A 16,751-nucleotide genomic window follows, 5' to 3' on the forward strand; every position below is an offset into this window, starting at 1 on the left:
GGGAAATTGAAATTGATGGAGCGACGATCGTTTTTGACCGGGGCAGGAGCGCTGGCGCTAGGAACACTATTGACTGGGTGTAATCGTCAAGATCAGGCAGCGCTGACGATCAGACTGCTGAAAAACTCGGTGCCCGCGCAGCTAGTCGGTGCGTTTCGTAAAAGCTTGCCAGGACAGTCGGTCAACCTAGATTTCAAACCAGAATCTCAACTGCAAGCGCTGTTTACGCTCCTGCAAACTTGGAAGCAACCTAGAAATCAGCCACCGCCTCAGCGATCGCCGATCGAGATTCCTTTTTTGAGCCAACCCTCAGCAGAGAACCCCGCCGATCTGGTCACTTTAGGCGATTTTTGGTTGGCAACCGCAATTCAGCAAAAGCTAATTCAGCCCCTTGACCCAAGTTTGTGGCAGCAGTGGCAACAGATGCCCGCTAAGTGGCGAACGATCGTGACTCGCAATCAGCAAGGTTTGCCTGACCCTAAGGGTGCGGTTTGGGCGGCTCCCTACCGTTGGGGCAGCACCGTCATTCTCTATCGCACCGATCTCTTTCGCGAAAAAAATCTTCAGCCCCCGACTGATTGGAGTGATCTGTGGCGAGACGATCTGCGAGGACACATTTCTTTGCTCGACCAGCCACGAGAAGTCATCGGTCTGACCCTAAAGCGGTTAGGCAAGTCTTACAACACGATCGACCTTAAAACCGTTCCTTCGTTAGAAACTGAACTGCGATCGCTGCATCAGCAAGTCAAGTTCTACAGTTCTGATAATTATCTGCAACCGTTGCTGTTAGGAGATACCTGGGTGGCAGTGGGGTGGTCTACTGACGCATTGCCGTTAATGCAGCGAAATCAACCGATCGGAGCGGTCTTTCCCAAATCGGGGACGGCACTGTGGTCAGATTTATGGGTTCATCCAGTTGCCAGTCAGTCAGCACCAGCGACACAAACGCTGCTCTCACAGTGGATCAACTTCTGCTGGACTTCCGAAATTGCGCCTCAGCTTTCTTTACTGAGTGATGCGGCATCTCCGATGCTTAATGCTCTCGATGTAGCGACGTTTCCCGAAGAGTTACAAAAAAATTCTTTATTACTGCCGTCGCAGGTGTTGCTCGATCGCAGTGAGTTTCTACGACCCCTGCCTAGATCTACGGTTGAATCGTACCAGAACCTCTGGGAGAAAGTCCGTCAAGCGGGCTAGGGCGACCTCGAAGCCCCGCTCTGCCACCAGAGTCGAGAGCCAGATTGCAAACGATCGCAGAAGCCAAAGGTGAAGGATTGGATAAGTCGGCTGAAGCGACTTTCACCCCACGCTGTCTATCAGTGAGTTCCCTTGTCGCAACCCCGTTATTGGATGCAAAATTGCAGGTGTAGGCGGCTAACAGCCCTCCTTGGCGGTTAAAGATGCGCGTATTGTAGCTAAAGCCCCTAGCAACTTTGCCAAGCTGCTGAACAACCCCATAGCGGTCTAAATAATCTAATAGACTCCACACTTGTTGATTGACGATAAAATCAACTCTGCTGGCACCATCAGTTTGACCAGGGCAGGCGAGCCAGCTATCTAGCAATTTGCTGCCAAATTGAGGTTGAGCCGAGATTTGATCTCGCGTCCACCAAAAGCTAGGAACTGTGAGATTGTATTGAGAAATCGATTGATCTGTCACACCCAAAGTAGATGATGCGCCACACCTACCCTGCTGGGCTTGACTGAGATTAAGGGGTTCTAAAGAGGGCTGTAGGGCAGCTTGAGTAGATAAATGTGCGGTGACACTAGGAGGAACTTCTGCGGAAATTGCTTTCTCACTTGCCCCGATCGTGACCCAGAGCAAACTGACTCCGATCAGCGTTTGTGACCAGGCTATTGGTGTTTGGAACGGTTGTTGCATTGCCTCACCTTGATTCATGCGCTCAAAACTCGTGTAGAACTGTAGCGGACAAGGATCTCGCGATTGCCCTCCCCATCATAGTCAGGAGATCGATGGGTGCCTATCTTTAGTTTAAGACTGATTTTAGAATGTCACCCTATTTCTGTTCTAAATCGCTGGTATAAAAAGTGCATGAGCTAATCGTCAACTTCTTTAATCAATTGCCATGAATGACCCTCTCCGCCGCTTAAAATTTCTTCCGTGGATCTCCTTACTCCAGATTTCCTTAATTACGGTTTTGATTGCGATCGCCTTTGATGTTCTCCTTACGCAGACGGCTGCCTCAGTGCCTGTGATCTCGAATCTTTTGACTAAGATGCTGAGTTCCCCGATCGGGGTGCTGATCGAACTCGCCGTTCCCCTTGGGATTGGAGCACTCGCTGTCGCGGTTTTAGAACGCTGGTTTCGCCAGGTGATGATCACAAATTCGACGTTATGGGCCCTCATTCCCTGTGTGGCGTTATGGCTGCTTCTTAAATCGTTTGTGCCGTTTCCCACTGCAATGGTTCCTGAGGTCAATGTGGTCTCGCTAATCGGAGTTGTCGTCGGAGTCTTTTGGAAAGGACGACCCTATTGGCGGTAGGTCAGTCTTGCCACAACCGCCGTCCTGGTTTGCCATTTAATCGCTGATGAGCATCTCTTAAAAGCGTCGGAATATCCAAATTTTCTGGACAGCGCGGCAGACAGTCGCCACAGTCATTACACCGATTTGCTTTGTTACCCGGAAACCAGTGCCCTGCATTTTCAAACATCCGGTAGCGATATTCACCAAAGCGAGTCATGTCGTAGGCGATCGTCAAGTTTCGCAATCGCAAAACTTCTGGTATATGAATCCCTTCTGGGCAAGGCAAACAGGCATAACACTGGCTGCACAAATCAGTTTTGAGGGTCTGGGCTTGCTGGGTTTGCAGACGGGCTAGTGCGCTAGCTGCTTCAGCCTCTAGAAACTGAGTTGCCTTCATCAGTGGTAGATCGAGTTCTGTTGGGTTAGCGGCTCCGACGCTAAGAGTCGTGATCGCCGGATTGCTGAGAAGAAATCGATAGTTCAACTCCAACGGGGAAAAGGGCGCACAAAGGTCAATCAGCGTTTGCGGAGGAGTGTAAAGTAACCCGGCTTTATCGGCAGGAGAGATGATAAACACGCCCATGTCTTTCTGAGCGGCAAGCTCGATCGCTGCCTGATTACGTTGAAAAAACAACGAGTAGTGCAGGTTGACAAACTCGAAAAAATTGGTGGCGATCGCGGCCAAAATCACATCTAAAAATCCGTGAGTTGAAAACCCGACATGACGAACCCGTCCGTCTGCCATCGCTTGCCGCACTGCTTGCATACAGCCATTTTCAGCTTCTACCCAGGCCAGATGCTCCCAGGTGTTTAAGCCGTGAATGGCGAGGGTGTCTAGATAATCAACCTTTAATCGCTGTAACGACTCGTCGATCGCACGCTCCATCGTCTCTGCATCGGGAGTTGGAGCAATTTTTGTGGTGATGTAAAGCTGCGATCGAGTCAGCCCATTTTGCAATGCCGCCCCTAAAAACTGCTCACTTTTGCCATAGCCTCTAGCGGTTTCTAAGTGATTAATTCCTAGCGCGATCGCGCGTCTAACCGTTTGTTCGGCAACGTCTTCAGATGCCAAACAGCGCATCATTCCCAGTGAGAAGACCGACAGAGAAAGATTGGTTTGACCAAAGCGACGATAACTCACAGGACTTACGCAAACCTCGGAGGTTTTAACCAAGAATCAAGCATCGTGACCGACAGAGTGGCTTAAACCTCGGAGGTTTTGGTCTACTGCGCCTCGCCACTGCTAAATCGTCCCCGTTGGCTAAAGTCTTCGGGGCTAAGTTGGTCGAGAAACTCGCGGAAAGCTCTGCGCTCGGCTTCATCGGCATCGCGATCGACTGGAATTGAAGCGTCAGCAATGACTTCTTCCATGACCCAAATGGGGCTATTGGTGCGAATGGCGATCGCGATCGCATCGCTAGGACGAGCATCAATTTCTCGCTTCGCTTCCCCTTGGTTCACAATCAGCACCGCATAAAACGTATTATCTTGTAAAGAGTGAATAACGATTCGCTCTAGGGTCATCTCCCACGACTCCATCAAGTTGACAAATAGATCATGGGTGAGAGGACGCGGCGGTGTCTGGTTTTCTAGAGCGCTGATGATGGCTTTTGCCTGGTCTTGCCCGATATAGATCGGCAGCGCTCGGCGGTCAGTCCCATCTTTGAGGAGTACGATCGGGCTGCGGGTTGCCGCGTCTAATGCGATTCCAGCGACCTTCATTTCAATCATCGGTATAGCCTCTAGAACACTTGAAGCGAGAGAAACGTTAGATTCGTGAATAATACAAAGTCAGCCAACTATCTAGCACACCCGCTTTGGGAACACTCAAACAGGGATGCAATACTAAGTATGCCCTGATCTCTGCCCTGATCCTAAATGATCCGCCTCAGAATTTGACAAAATAAAGCAGACTTCTTCATTTCATCAAGTTTCTAAAAAAGATTAATTCTAATCTAAATTCTGAATCCTTGACTCTAGCCTTTCGCCGCTAAAGCTCCATCGTAGATTATTGCTAAAATCCTGATCCTTTACACCCCTTTAAGAATCGTGTTTACAGGACTAATTCAAACCGTTGGCACCCTTCAAACTTTAGGATCTGAACATCTTCAGATTGCTTGCTCAAACTCCACGGCCCCCCTAGTTTTGAAAGACTTAGCGATCGGCGATAGTGTTGCCGTTGACGGGGTTTGCCTCACCGTGACTGCGATTTTGGGATCGGGGTTTGTGGCAGTTGTCTCTCCTGAAACGACGGAGCGCACCACGTTGTCTCAGAACACTGGCAATAAGCGTGTCAACCTCGAAACCTCTTTGCGTGTTGGCAGCAAGTTGGGCGGTCACTTTGTCACAGGGCACATTGACGGTACAGGAATGCTCAAATCGGCAGTGCAGACCGCAAGCTCTTGGGAAATGACGTTTACGACCGCGAGTCAGCGAGTTGCCCGCTACATTCTCCCCAAAGGAAGTGTGGCGATTAACGGCATTAGTTTGACCGTTGCTAACTGTGATCCGGCTGGATCTTGGTTCACGGTCGCAGTGATCCCGCACACCTATGAGGAAACCAACCTTTGTCACCTCAGCCCAGGCAGTTGGGTGAATTTAGAGGGCGATATTTTGGGTAAGTATGTTGAGAAGTTTCTACGATCGGGTTCTGCCAGTCATGGGGAAATCGCGATCGGTTCTCCTGCTGTCCTCAGTCCCGATTTTTTAGCGGAACATGGCTATCTGTAAATTCATTAAAAATGCTGCATTGAAGGTTCTTGAGAGTTGCGCCTGGGTATGCCATAGAGATAATGATCATGCTCGATCGCCCAATCTTCCGGCAGATCCTTCACGGTTCCTGCATATTTCTTGAGAACATTCCAAGCATTACTCCTTTCTTTTGAGGATTCAGTTTGAGACATCGGCACTTCGTCAATCACAAGGACAATTTTGTGATCGCCTGGGGGAATGTCAGCAGGTAGCTGGAGCGTCAGCTTTCCATCTGGAGCAACATGCGCGATCGTTTCGATAGTTTTCATTTCAGGATAGAAAGTTGTTTGGTGAATGCGCGATCGCCAAGTCTGCTCTAAGATTTGCCGTTGCTTGGTTGAACGGGTGCCTTTTGAGCCGTTTGGAGCGACTTCACCAACTGAGCCAGCGCAGACTCTAGCTGCACCCCTGGATCTTGAGCGACCCAGCCTTCGGTCGTCAGTTGTCTAAACTCAAAGTGCAGGTGAGGCCCCGTAGAGTTGCCAGTGCTGCCGCTCCGTGCGATCACGGTGCCTTGTTTGACGGCTTCGCCCGGTTTGACAAAGATCTCTGAGAGGTGCCCATAAAGCGTTTGCTGCTTGCCGTTGTCGTGTTCGAGGGCGATCGCTAACCCATAGCCGCCAAAAAAGTCTGCTAAAACCACTCGACCTGCCAGCGCTGCTAAAACGGGAGTCCCCATCGGCGCGCCCAAATCTGTGCCAGCGTGAAAGCGAGCATCGCCACTGATTGGGTGAATTCGCCAGCCAAAAATTGACGTGATCTCAACCGGGATCGAGAGCGGGAACATCAGCCGTAGATTTCCATTCCCTGGGCGACCTAAGGGGCGAATTGTGCGGTTATAGTAGTCTTTCACAAAGCTGTAGGCAGGTGCGGCGGCAGTCGTTACACTCGCCTCTGGGCTGCTAGAGAAACTTCTAATAGTTGGAGTCGCGCTCACTTGCACAGACTCGACCTCGCCCCCGATCGCTCCGATGTTCCTCCGAACCGATGCGCTTGCAACTGGGCGTTGACTGCCACATGATCCATCTGCGATCGCCTGTCCTTGATTGAGCGTGATCTCACAGCCCGACGAGCGATTTGTAATCACGATCGTGCTAGGTGCCTCATACGATTCTGAAGGCGGGGTCACAGCAGGAGAAGTTTGGGTAGGCTGCACGTCGATTTGCACTTGATCGGCAGGGGCTGAACGTTCGGGCAGGGCTAGGGCAGCAGCACCGAGGGTCGTAGATGACAATCTCTCGTTTGATAGGGCACTTGCTGGCGACGCAGACTGAGAGCTTGACGGAGCCGAAATGATCACCGGGGGCACATTAGACGGAGCTTGAGCGATCGCTGCCCCACTGCCCAAAATGCCAACTCCGCTCAAGTAACTCAACCGCCTGATTAAAAAACGTTGCCCCCAAAAAGTTTTCTGGCGGGTCACGTTGGGTTGCTGAGTCATGATCAATCTCCTCACGAATTGCTTGCTGCGCTGGTGTAATGTGACACTTGTCGAGAATGCTCGTTGCCAGGTTCCAGTTTACCTGCCCTGCGAGAACGATCGCTTAGATCATAATATTTCAACCATTACCTTTGTCGAAACTTAACACGCAGTCTACTCCAGAGATATTCTTCAAGGTTCTTCTGAGCGCACCCGGACTTTCTCGCAAAGCGGCAAATACTACGTGGAGCGAAGCTAACGCGCTTCTAGAAGGCTAAAAACAACGATCGATTGCTAAAGTGAACGTGACCCTATCACCCCGCAGTCTCGATTAGTCATGCACACTTGGCACTGGCAAACTTGGAATCATCTACCCTATTTAACGTCTAGTCTGCTAGCGCCCTGGAAACACGGCTTTTTTACGCAACAGTTTGCACCGCGATCGCCCTTTGAGATCACGGAGGCGTTGTATCCATTTGCTCAGGCATATCGCGCTAAACAAGTGCATGGCAACGTCGTGTTGGCACCGTCAGAAATGCCAACTCCGTTAACGAATGAGAATCTACCCGATGCCGATGGAGTAATTTCGGAGCAAGCCAGTCAAGCGATGTGGGTTTGCAGCGCTGACTGTACCCCAGTGCTGATTGCGGATGTCAAGACAGGTCAAGTGGCTGCTGTCCATGCGGGATGGCGGGGAACGGCTCAAAAGATTGTGCCCGGCACGATCGCGCGTCTCTGCCAGCAAGGGAGCCAAATTCAAGATTTGCGGGTAGCGATGGGCCCAGCGATCGCAGGGGAAGTCTATCAGGTTTCTACTCATGTGGCAGTCGAGGTCGGAGCGACTGTCATCAACCTCGATTTAGAAAGTTCTTTAGACGCGAACGTAGAACGATTACTAGAAATGCCCAATTCTCCAGTGCTGTCTGACTCGACATCGGGGCGAGTGCGATTAGATGTGCGACGAGTTAATGCTCTGCAACTAGAGCGATTGGGACTTGGCGAAGAACAGATCGCGATCGCGCCTCACTGCACCTATCAAGACTCTCTGAATTTCTTTTCATACCGACGTGAAAAATTAAAGAAAGCTCAGTGGTCAGGCATCGTCAGCACCTAATCACCGCCTTCTAGTTTTTGCCATAATATTTTTCTAGCAGCGATCGCAGCATATCAACCATCGGAATGCCTTCTTCGACCGCTTTAGCTTTGATAGCTTTGTGCAACGGCTTAGAGATATCTAAAGTCAGCCGTTTCATTTTCACTGATTTCTCAGAAGACTGATCTTTAGTATCTTTAGCGGACTTTTTGGAGGTGATTTCGACTGCTTTTTCGTCAGGCACCCCTTCGATCGGTGCGACAGCTTTTGTTTTTGTGATCTTTTTAGCAACGTGAGCTGCTTTTTCGGCAACAGGTTTTACTGCTGCTGCAACAGTTTCTGCGACAGACACCGAGGCCTCAGGAGCAGGGCTTTCTTCAGCACTTTTTCCACCAGCCCACTCATTCAGATTGGTGGGTGCTGACGTTCCATTAGATTTTGAGACAGTTTTAGTTTTCTTATTAACCATGTTCTGTATTTACGATTTAGTGCTTTTACAGAATATCGTATTTACAGAAACAAGGATCAATTAGTTACAGGAATTACCTGATCACTAAGTGAACTGCTGACTCAAGGTGACTGGGTTATGCACCGTGATTTTTTTCTTGTGAATTGAGATCATTTTGTCTTGACGTAAATCGCCTAACAGCCGAGTCACTGTGACGCGAGTTGAGCCGATCGCTTCAGCAATGGCCTGGTGTGAGAGCTTCAGATCGATCGTGATCCCATCTTGACCAGGAACCCCAAAATCGCGGCAGAGAATCAGCAAGAAGCTAACTAGGCGAGAACCCATATCTCGATGGGCCAGAGTTTCGATCATCATCTCAGTTTGCAGAATTCGAGACGACAAACCCCGCAGCATCAGCATTGACAATTCGGGGTTGTCTTTGAGCGCTTTTTCGACTTGCTCGATCGGCACCGACAACAACTCAGCCGGGGTAAACGCAACCGCGTGATAGAAGCGATCGGAACGCTGCCCCGTAATCAGCGATAACACGCCAAAGACACTATTCTCGCGCAGTAGGGCAACGGTGATTTCTTCACCTGCTTCATAAACTCTAGAGAGCTTCACTGCCCCTTTTAATAAGAAATAAACCCGCTCTGCCGGGTCGCCTGGAAAGAAAATCGTCTTGCCGCGCTCAAACGTCTCTACGACTGGCGGGAAGGCTCCTCCACCAATCTGACGAAACATCGTTGCTAAGGGTCGCTCTTTGGTCACTACCATTTCCTTTGTCGTAACTCCTACTCCAATTTTCTCCCTGTCATCGACGGAGCCTTAATCTAAGACTTTTCTGTGAGAGATTGATGACTTTAGAACACTTAAACTCACTCTCGCGGTACTTTTTGTGCCTAATACTACCTTATTTCTTCTAGCAGCCGGAAGTTTTCTGAAAACCGGGTAGGGACTCTGTTATTACTTCAAGTTTTTCAATAACTCAATTAAGATTTGCCCACATCCTAGCGCTAAGTAAAGCGATTTGCACTTCAACCGTTACCCGTCGCACTGTAGTCTTGTAGATGCTATTGAAATGAATGTCTATGTTGAACCTGACTGGAAAAAACGCTCTGGTGACTGGAATTGCCAATAACAAGTCGATCGCGTGGGGCATTGCTCAACAACTCCACAAAGCGGGCGCAAATCTTGGCATCACCTACCTGCCCGATGAACGGGGAAGGATGGAGAAAAAGGTTGCCGAACTCGTAGAGCCATTGCAGCCCAGCTTATTTTTGCCGTTAAATGTTCAGGACGATGACCAGATTCAGGCGACGTTTGACACGGTGCGCGACCAATGGAATCAGCTAGATATTCTCATTCACTGTCTAGCCTTTGCCAGTAAAGACGATCTGTCTGGCGACTTTAGCAAAACGAGTCGCGCTGGGTTCACCACGGCTCTTGACATCAGTGCTTATTCGTTAATCAAGCTGGCTGGCGTTGCAAAACCTTTGATGACCAACGGCGGCAGCATTGTCACGATGACCTATTTTGGCGGTGTGAAAGTGATCCCCAATTACAATGTCATGGGGATTGCAAAAGCGGCATTAGAAATGAATGTGCGATATCTCGCCTCTGAGATGGGGGCACAAAATATTCGAGTTAACGCGATCTCAGCCGGCCCGATTCGGACGTTGGCTTCGTCGGCGGTGGGCGGAATTTTAGATATGATTCACCACGTTGAAGCGGTGGCTCCTCTGGGTCGGACGGTGACTCAAACAGAAGTCGGCAATACGGCAGCGTTTTTGTGTAGTGATTTGTCTAGCGGCATTACGGGACAAACGATCTACGTTGATGCTGGATACGAAATCATGGGGATGACGGGATCAAAAAGCGCGGCAGAGTAGGGACGCGATCGCCCCACCAGCAAATCCAGCAGTGTTGACTAAAATAAAATGCTGCTGGATTTTTTGGATTGCAGAGATAATGGAAAATAATCTTCAAAATGACTCCTATGCAGACCAGCGATCGTCTTCAAGTTGCGCCTTCCTACATTCCTGAAGGGAATCGGACTGCCTCGGTCAGCCGCAAAACAGGTGAAACCGATGTGCATATCAGCCTCAACTTAGATGGCACAGGTCAGTGCGTTGCCAAAACGGGAATTCCTTTTCTCGATCATATGCTGCACCAGATTTCATCACACGGGCTGATTGATTTAGAGGTGCAAGCAATAGGCGATATCGAGATTGATGATCACCACACCAACGAAGATGTCGGAATTACGCTGGGAATGGCGTTTGCCAAAGCACTGGGCGATCGCAAAGGCATCGTGCGGTTTGGTCATTTTGTTGCGCCGCTCGATGAAGCCCTCGTTCAAATTGCGCTTGATTTTTCGGGTCGCCCCCACTTGAGTTATGGGTTAGAGATTCCGACTCAGCGAGTGGGAACGTATGATACGCAACTGGTGCGAGAATTTTTTGTGGCGATCGTCAATCACTCTCAGATGACGCTGCACATTCGTCAGCTAGACGGCATTAACTCCCATCACATTATCGAGGCGACGTTTAAAGCGTTTGCGCGATCGCTCCGCATGGCAGCCGAGATCGATCCGCGTCGTGCCCATACGATTCCTAGCTCTAAAGGCGTACTATAAGCTTGACAATCTATCTCAAAGGTGATGAAAAAGACTAGTCACTCTGTAAACCTCTCAGAAAAGGGTTTAGTGGCTATACTCTGCTTTAAGCCTGACCCTCAGCAGGTGACTTTTTTTACTAGTTTTCCAAGCTCATGACTAGCGAACCTGAAAAACCTGTTGGCGATATCCTACTCGTAGATGACATAGACAATTTGCGATCGCTGTCAGGGTTGTTGACGCAACAGGGGCACAAAGTTCGCAAAGTGACTGATGGAATGTTGGCACTGCAAGCGGCAATTTTGAATCCTCCCGATCTGATTTTGCTTGACATTGTGATGCCATCGTTGAGTGGCTATCAGGCGTGCAGCTTTCTTAAATCTAGCGATCGCACTCGCGATATCCCGATTATTTTTCTCAGCGCCAATGATGAAGCGCTCGATAAAGTGATGGCGTTTCGCTTTGGGGGATCTGACTACATCACCAAGCCTTTTGAACCTGCCGAAGTGTTAGTACGAATCGAGACTCAGTTGAAACTCAGTCAGTTGCAACAGCAGCTTCAAGCGCAAAACGTGCAGCTTCAGCAAGAACTCACCGATCGTCGCGCTGCCGAAACGGTTCTAAAAAGGTTGAACCGAGAGCTAGAAATCAAAGTGCAGACACGCACATCAGAACTCATCGATCGCAACGAACAACTTCTCAATCTGCAAACTCACCTACAAACTGCTCTGGCTCAAGCGCAACACCCAAATGATCTCCAATCAGAGCTAATGAGTCGGATTTCTCGTGAATTCTACGCGCCTTTGTCTGTGATTACCCTCTCAGCAGAATTGTTGGCACGATCGCCCCATAAAGAAGGTGGCTCTCCAGAAAATTTGCTGAACAATCGTCACTTTCAGCGCATTACTGAGAGTGTCAGCCGCCTTCAGCAAATGCTAGAGAATACGCTTTTCTTGGCGCAAGCAGAAGCTCGCTCTTTGCCATTTAATCCTCAACCTCTGAAGCTGACCGAGTTTTGTCAAACACTAGTAGCGGAATGGCATCTTTCGCCCGATAGCCTTCATCGTCTGGTGTTTACAAAGCACAAGGAGCAATCGATCGTCATTTATGCCGATACGGCGTTGCTCAAACAGATGGTGACGCAACTGATCGCCAATGCCTTGCGATATTCGCCCGATGGGGGAACGGTGCAGATAGAGTTGTGCGATCAGCAAAATGGAATTGTGTTTTGCGTTCAAGATCAAGGAATTGGCATTCCTGTGGCGGATCGTGAGAGAGTGTTTGAGCGATTTTATCGTGCCAGCAATGCGAGTTCGATTCCGGGTAACCCTGGTGCGGGGTTGGGGTTAGCGGTTGTGAAATGGATTGCAGAATTACACGGCGGAGCGGTAAAAATTGCCAACGCGGCAGGTCAGGGCACCCTGATCACGGTTTCTTTGCCGATCGCTAACAAAACGACTGCCTTGGCGATCGATGAGTAGACGGGCATCTCACCACAAAACCTCTTTTTTTCAGTCATTTAGCTGACTTAAGTCTGACAGCACCTCACACTACATCCTATTAACTCTATTTTTTCAGCAATTTGGCTCAGGGCAAATCTAGACTCAGGGGCGTAAGCCTTGCCTAAGCTCAGGATGATGGCTGATGTAGAATTAACTTCCTCTACTTAAAATCTAGTACGTAATCACGACACTATCCCTTTTTACATCCAACCGTAGGAAAACTCTAATTTTCTTCTGTTGGCCTGAATTAAAAGAGGGTATCTAGATTCCTGTTCTGCATATAGAAACATCCGCCTAGTTTAAAGACATTTGCTTCTGCAATTTTTGCCCGTTGGCAGATTTTGACGATCGCTTCAAACAATTTATAACGCGATTTATAAAGCGATCGTTTGATGTTTCTTTTAACAAGGCAAATCGCACACTTGAAATCACGGAGTGGATAAAAAAATGTCACTGATGACACGCTGCATTGCAGAGTTTTTCGGCACATTCTGGCTCGTTTTTGGCGGATGTGGTAGCGCTGTTTTAGCGGCTGCTTACACTGCTGATGCCGCAAAGATTGGTGAAACAACACTCTTTCCGCTAGGAATTGGGCTTGGGCACATTTCTGGCGCTCACCTTAACCCTGCTGTCTCATTTGGTCTGTTTGTCGCCAAGCGATTTCGAGGTGGCGCAGACTTGCTGGGCTATATCGTGGCGCAAGTGCTAGGAGGAATTGCTGCCGCGGGTCTGCTTTATCTGATCGCCAGCGGTAAACCAGGCTTCACGCTATCTGGCTCAAACCCACTAGCGACCAACGGGTTTGGGGCGCACTCTCCCGGTGGTTACTCCTTACTGGCTTGTCTGGTGATTGAAGTCGTGCTGACGTTCTTCTTCTTGATGATTATTTTGGGTGCGACTGATGTTCGTGCCCCTCAAGGCATTGCTCCGATCGGCATTGGTTTCGCTTTAACGCTGATTCACCTGATCAGCATTCCGGTCACCAACACCTCAGTCAACCCGGCTCGGAGTCTCGGCCCTGCGCTGATTGTGGGCGGCGAACTGCTCGGACAGGTTTGGCTATTCTGGGTTGCACCGATTTTGGGTGCTGTGATTGCAGGAGTTGTTTATTCTGCTCTGTTTAGCGAAACAACGGTGGCAGAAGAGCGGGCGAGAGAAATTATTTAGATTTTCTACGATCGTGCCCCCTTCTCACGGGGGCAAATTCCCAAATTCTAAAGAGATTCCCTAAGATCACGGAAATGTGATGTAATTTTTGTGAGTGTTTTGCAGCGATCAAGCTCCTGTCCTGTGGAATCTCGATAAATTTACTAACTTAACTAAAGAAAAATCTATGATACGGAACATTTGCAGCAACGCGCTGTTGACGATCGGACTATTGGTCAGCGCGAGTGTTGCGGCTCCAGTCTGGACGACAGCCCAAACCGCTAGCCCGTTTCGCGCCGATTGGCAGCCTCTGGGTCATGTAAATCCTAAAAAGCCAGTGCGGGTGCAGTTTGTTAATGAATCGAGCCAAGTCGTTGAATATACGCTAGTCGGACACACAAAGGGCAGAAAAATTGCGGCTGGCAAGACCGATGAAGTCAGCAATGTGCCGCTTCCCGTCTATCTAGCAATCAATCCGGTGCGCGATCGCGTCTATGTGCGATATGACATTGCGGTTGACGCAAAAGAAAACCGGGTGAAAATTCGGATTCAACCAGCAACCACTCAGGGCGATCGGGCTTTTGAAATTGATAAGAAAGGCGCAATCTTCGCTTACTGACACTCAAAGTTACACCCACAATAGATCATGCGTACCTTGCATCTCTCTGGCGCTATCTTTTTGACAACCCTGGCGCTGCAAGCCTGTAGTGGACGCTATCAAACCCCGATCGCATTTCCCGGTTCGTCTAGTCGACCTGCTCCAACGGTGCAGAAATCGCCGATCGTCACGCCTCAAAAACCTGTTCGCCCTGCGGTTACAACTTCACCCACTGCAACCGAAGCAGATTTAAGAGTCTGCACTACGCTGAGTCCAGAAAACCGCCGCCTGGTCGCCTTCGAGACCGCAAACTACTTAGTCAACGTCTGTCAAAAGGGCACTCAGGGACGAATCTTCTATCTAGGGCGGCAAAAAGGCAAGCCAAATAGCAGGGTGCAGGTAACGGCTACTTCGACCCAGCGGGGCTATCGTGCGATCGACGGCAACACTACTTATGTGGTAGAAACTCAGTCAGGCGGAAAACTGATCGTGCTGCAAAACGGGCAGAAATTATTTCAAGAACCCGCGATCGGAACCGTGATCACTGCCAGCAAACCTGAACCGTCTAAAGAAAACCGTCCAGGAGCTGGCTTTCGGCTAACCTGTAGGGGCGACATCAACGATCGCAATCTGTATTTCACCGTCATTTACACCCAAGAGAGCGGCTTCACAACTTTTGAGCTGCGGCAAAAGGGCAGCGATCGTTTAATCTCTCAAGGCAGGGTTGCGTTTAGTGGCAGGAACAACCAGGGACAAACGATTTATCGAGGGGCAGCAAAAAATGCCGATGTGGTCGTTGTCGGATTTGCGCCTCACTATCAAAAGCCTTTCAGTGAAATGTCGTTCAGCATTGATGGACAATGGGGTCGGGGCACCTGTCGGCAATTGGGTTAGCGATGCGATCGAGTTCAACATCGGTTGTAGTTTATCGAGCGTCTGAACTATGAGACACTCGTCTCTACTATTTATTGAAATGTTATGGCAATTCAAGTGTATGGAATCCCGACCTGTGGCACCTGCAAAAAAGCGTTTCAATGGCTTAAAGCTAACGGCATTGACTACGAATTCATCAACACCAAAGACCATCCACCGACTCAATCAATGATTGATGCCTGGGTAAGCACACTCGGAAGTAAGCCGATGCGAAACACCTCTGGGCACTCTTACCGCTCTTTGGGAGATGAGAAGAAAACCTGGACAGATGCTCAGTGGGTTGAGGCGTTTACTCAGGATGCCATGCTGCTTAAGCGCCCTCTTTTTGTCTGCGATGATGTGGCGATCGCGGTCGGGTTCACTCCATCAGAAGACCTGCTCACAGCTTTAGCCTAAGCTAAATGGCGGATATAACAGGCTCACTCACTGAGTCCTTTCTCTGACTGCGTGAAATTGCTGATTTTACTTTACTGTCAGAAGGAAAAGCGCGAATATACTAAGTGTAAGCATATGAGAAATTACTGAAACCCTCAGTGCGTCCCTCTCTCACTGCTGGCTCACCTTGATTTACATCAAGAGTTTTACAGTTCAAAATTCTTATCGATACTCCGCACTCCTTAGCAAATCTACACTACTTACAGGGAGAACCTAATGGAAAATTTAGCTTATCTTCATTTAGCGGTTGACTTTGAAAACCCTAATCCAGAACTAAAACTTCGATCGCTCAAAGAACTCGGCTTGAGCATTCCTAATTCTGCTTGGATCGGCGTTGCTAGTCTGGCGATCGCGGTTTCAATCTTGGCAGGTGCTCACAATGCGATGGCAGCAGTCGGAACTGGCAGCACAGGTTCGGCGGTGACTGCCGTTCAGAGCGCCCTTCGCAATCGTGGTTATGACATCGCAGTCGATGGAGTTTATGGGCAAAGAACCGCCTATATTGTCTCTCTGCTCCAAGGCTATGAAAAAATTTCTGTAGACGGCGTGGTTGGGCCGCAGACCGCTTCTGTGTTAGGGCTATCGGGTTCTGCTTATAGCGGCGGTGGTGGCGGCGGCAACAATGGTGGCGGTTCCTCTACTGGAGCTGTGACGATTACGGCTGCAAGTGGAGTCAATATCCGCAGTGGTCCGAGCACGGGCTATAGCATTGTTGGGGGTTTAGGCTATGGCACACGCGTCAACACCTATGGCTCTTCGGGTGGCTGGTATCGCGTCAACGGCGGTTGGATCGCGTCGTCTCTCACGAGCGCGGGTGGTAGTGGCGGCAGTGGTGGCAGTAATCCTGGTGGCGGTTCCTCTACTGGAGCTGTGACGATTACGGCTTCAAGTGGAGTCAATATCCGCAGTGGTCCGAGCACGGGCTATGGCATTGTTGGGGGTTTAGGCTATGGCACACGCGTCAACACCTATGGCTCTTCGGGGGGCTGGTATCGCGTCAACGGCGGTTGGATCGCGTCATCCTTCACGAGCGCAGGTGGCAGTGGTGGCAGTGGTGGCGGCAACAGTGGAAGTGGTTATGGCACAGTCACTGCGGGTAGTGGCTTGTTTATTCGCAGTGGCCCGGGCACTGGCTATGGCGTTGTGGGCAGCGTTGGCTATGGCGCAAGCGTTCCTATCTATAGCTCCTCAAACGGCTGGTATCGAACAAACGGTGGTTGGGTTTCGTCTAGTTTTATTCGTTAAATCGCCGATCGCTTAGACTGACAAAACCAAAAAAGGGACGTACTTCAAATACGTCCCTTTTTGCATAAAATCTACAA

The 16,751-nt window shown here is 49.7% G+C and carries 19 protein-coding genes; 12 read left to right on the forward strand and 7 right to left on the reverse strand.

Annotated elements, in window-relative coordinates:
* Positions 1-15: 15 nt before the first annotated feature.
* Entirely contained in the window at positions 16-1,197 is a 1,182-nt protein-coding gene (locus tag C7B65_RS10455; protein WP_073071675.1) for a substrate-binding domain-containing protein, read from the forward strand.
* Here the strand turns inward: C7B65_RS10455 and C7B65_RS10460 are convergent.
* Complete coding sequence (locus tag C7B65_RS10460) at positions 1,145-1,900, reverse strand: hypothetical protein (RefSeq protein ID WP_073071673.1); 756 nt, start codon at positions 1,898-1,900, stop codon at positions 1,145-1,147. The two genes, C7B65_RS10455 and C7B65_RS10460, sit on opposite strands and share 53 nt — an antisense overlap.
* Positions 1,901-2,087: 187 nt before the next feature.
* Between C7B65_RS10460 and C7B65_RS10465 the strand changes: the two genes are divergently transcribed.
* Positions 2,088-2,504 carry a peptide chain release factor 1 gene (locus C7B65_RS10465; RefSeq protein ID WP_073071671.1) on the forward strand — a complete coding sequence of 139 codons (417 nt, stop codon included), beginning with the start codon at positions 2,088-2,090 and terminating at the stop codon, positions 2,502-2,504.
* A 1-nt stretch (position 2,505) separates the two neighbouring features.
* Here the strand turns inward: C7B65_RS10465 and C7B65_RS10470 are convergent, their stop codons facing one another.
* Positions 2,506-3,627 (reverse strand): aldo/keto reductase, encoded by a 1,122-nt coding sequence (locus C7B65_RS10470; protein ID WP_073071670.1) that lies wholly within the window; start codon positions 3,625-3,627, stop codon positions 2,506-2,508.
* 83 nt (positions 3,628-3,710) lie between these two features.
* Positions 3,711-4,217, reverse strand: a complete 507-nt coding sequence (locus C7B65_RS10475; protein ID WP_073071668.1) for a bifunctional nuclease family protein — start codon at positions 4,215-4,217, stop codon at positions 3,711-3,713.
* 318 nt (positions 4,218-4,535) lie between these two features.
* Between C7B65_RS10475 and ribE the strand changes: the two genes are divergently transcribed.
* On the forward strand, positions 4,536-5,216 hold the full coding sequence (gene ribE, locus C7B65_RS10480) for a riboflavin synthase (protein ID WP_073071666.1): 681 nt from the start codon (positions 4,536-4,538) through the stop codon (positions 5,214-5,216).
* Between the two features lie 5 nt (positions 5,217-5,221).
* On the opposite strand, the gene C7B65_RS10485 is transcribed toward ribE, so the two are convergent.
* Positions 5,222-5,506 (reverse strand): hypothetical protein, encoded by a 285-nt coding sequence (locus C7B65_RS10485; RefSeq protein ID WP_073071664.1) that lies wholly within the window; start codon positions 5,504-5,506, stop codon positions 5,222-5,224.
* 47 nt (positions 5,507-5,553) lie between these two features.
* Positions 5,554-6,678, reverse strand: a complete 1,125-nt coding sequence (locus C7B65_RS10490) for a M23 family metallopeptidase (RefSeq protein WP_083582898.1) — start codon at positions 6,676-6,678, stop codon at positions 5,554-5,556.
* Positions 6,679-6,994: 316 nt separating this feature from the next.
* Between C7B65_RS10490 and pgeF the strand changes: the two genes are divergently transcribed.
* Positions 6,995-7,771: a peptidoglycan editing factor PgeF gene (pgeF, locus tag C7B65_RS10495; RefSeq protein WP_073071662.1), complete on the forward strand. Its 777-nt coding sequence runs from the start codon at positions 6,995-6,997 to the stop codon at positions 7,769-7,771.
* Positions 7,772-7,781: 10 nt separating this feature from the next.
* Here pgeF and C7B65_RS10500 read toward each other — a convergent pair whose 3' ends face one another.
* Both C7B65_RS10500 and ntcA read right to left on the reverse strand, forming a co-directional pair.
* Positions 7,782-8,219, reverse strand: coding sequence for a hypothetical protein (locus C7B65_RS10500; protein ID WP_083582897.1), 438 nt, complete (start codon positions 8,217-8,219; stop codon positions 7,782-7,784).
* 84 nt (positions 8,220-8,303) lie between these two features.
* Positions 8,304-8,975 (reverse strand): global nitrogen regulator NtcA, encoded by a 672-nt coding sequence (ntcA, locus tag C7B65_RS10505; protein ID WP_073071660.1) that lies wholly within the window; start codon positions 8,973-8,975, stop codon positions 8,304-8,306.
* Between the two features lie 314 nt (positions 8,976-9,289).
* Between ntcA and fabI the strand changes: the two genes are divergently transcribed.
* From fabI to C7B65_RS10545, 8 genes are all read left to right on the forward strand, one after another.
* Positions 9,290-10,090, forward strand: a complete 801-nt coding sequence (gene fabI, locus C7B65_RS10510; protein WP_073071658.1) for an enoyl-ACP reductase FabI — start codon at positions 9,290-9,292, stop codon at positions 10,088-10,090.
* A gap of 98 nt (positions 10,091-10,188) precedes the next feature.
* The gene (gene hisB, locus C7B65_RS10515) at positions 10,189-10,836 is read left to right on the forward strand and encodes an imidazoleglycerol-phosphate dehydratase HisB (protein ID WP_317615816.1); all 648 of its coding nucleotides are present in this window, start codon (positions 10,189-10,191) and stop codon (positions 10,834-10,836) included.
* 134 nt (positions 10,837-10,970) lie between these two features.
* Complete coding sequence (locus C7B65_RS10520) at positions 10,971-12,296, forward strand: hybrid sensor histidine kinase/response regulator (protein ID WP_073071654.1); 1,326 nt, start codon at positions 10,971-10,973, stop codon at positions 12,294-12,296.
* A 468-nt stretch (positions 12,297-12,764) separates the two neighbouring features.
* On the forward strand, positions 12,765-13,484 hold the full coding sequence (gene aqpZ / locus C7B65_RS10525; RefSeq protein WP_073071652.1) for an aquaporin Z: 720 nt from the start codon (positions 12,765-12,767) through the stop codon (positions 13,482-13,484).
* A 166-nt stretch (positions 13,485-13,650) separates the two neighbouring features.
* A complete protein-coding gene (locus C7B65_RS10530) occupies positions 13,651-14,082 on the forward strand; it encodes a hypothetical protein (RefSeq protein ID WP_143162050.1) in 432 nt (143 codons plus the stop codon).
* Between the two features lie 27 nt (positions 14,083-14,109).
* Complete coding sequence (locus C7B65_RS10535) at positions 14,110-14,955, forward strand: hypothetical protein (protein WP_073071648.1); 846 nt, start codon at positions 14,110-14,112, stop codon at positions 14,953-14,955.
* Between the two features lie 84 nt (positions 14,956-15,039).
* Positions 15,040-15,390, forward strand: coding sequence for a Spx/MgsR family RNA polymerase-binding regulatory protein (locus tag C7B65_RS10540; RefSeq protein WP_073071647.1), 351 nt, complete (start codon positions 15,040-15,042; stop codon positions 15,388-15,390).
* A 255-nt stretch (positions 15,391-15,645) separates the two neighbouring features.
* Positions 15,646-16,674: an SH3 domain-containing protein gene (locus C7B65_RS10545; protein WP_073071645.1), complete on the forward strand. Its 1,029-nt coding sequence runs from the start codon at positions 15,646-15,648 to the stop codon at positions 16,672-16,674.
* Positions 16,675-16,751 lie beyond the last annotated feature (77 nt).

The sequence above is a fragment of the Phormidesmis priestleyi ULC007 genome, from assembly GCF_003003695.1.
In the GTDB taxonomy this organism is placed as follows: domain Bacteria; phylum Cyanobacteriota; class Cyanobacteriia; order Leptolyngbyales; family Leptolyngbyaceae; genus Phormidesmis_A; species Phormidesmis_A priestleyi_A.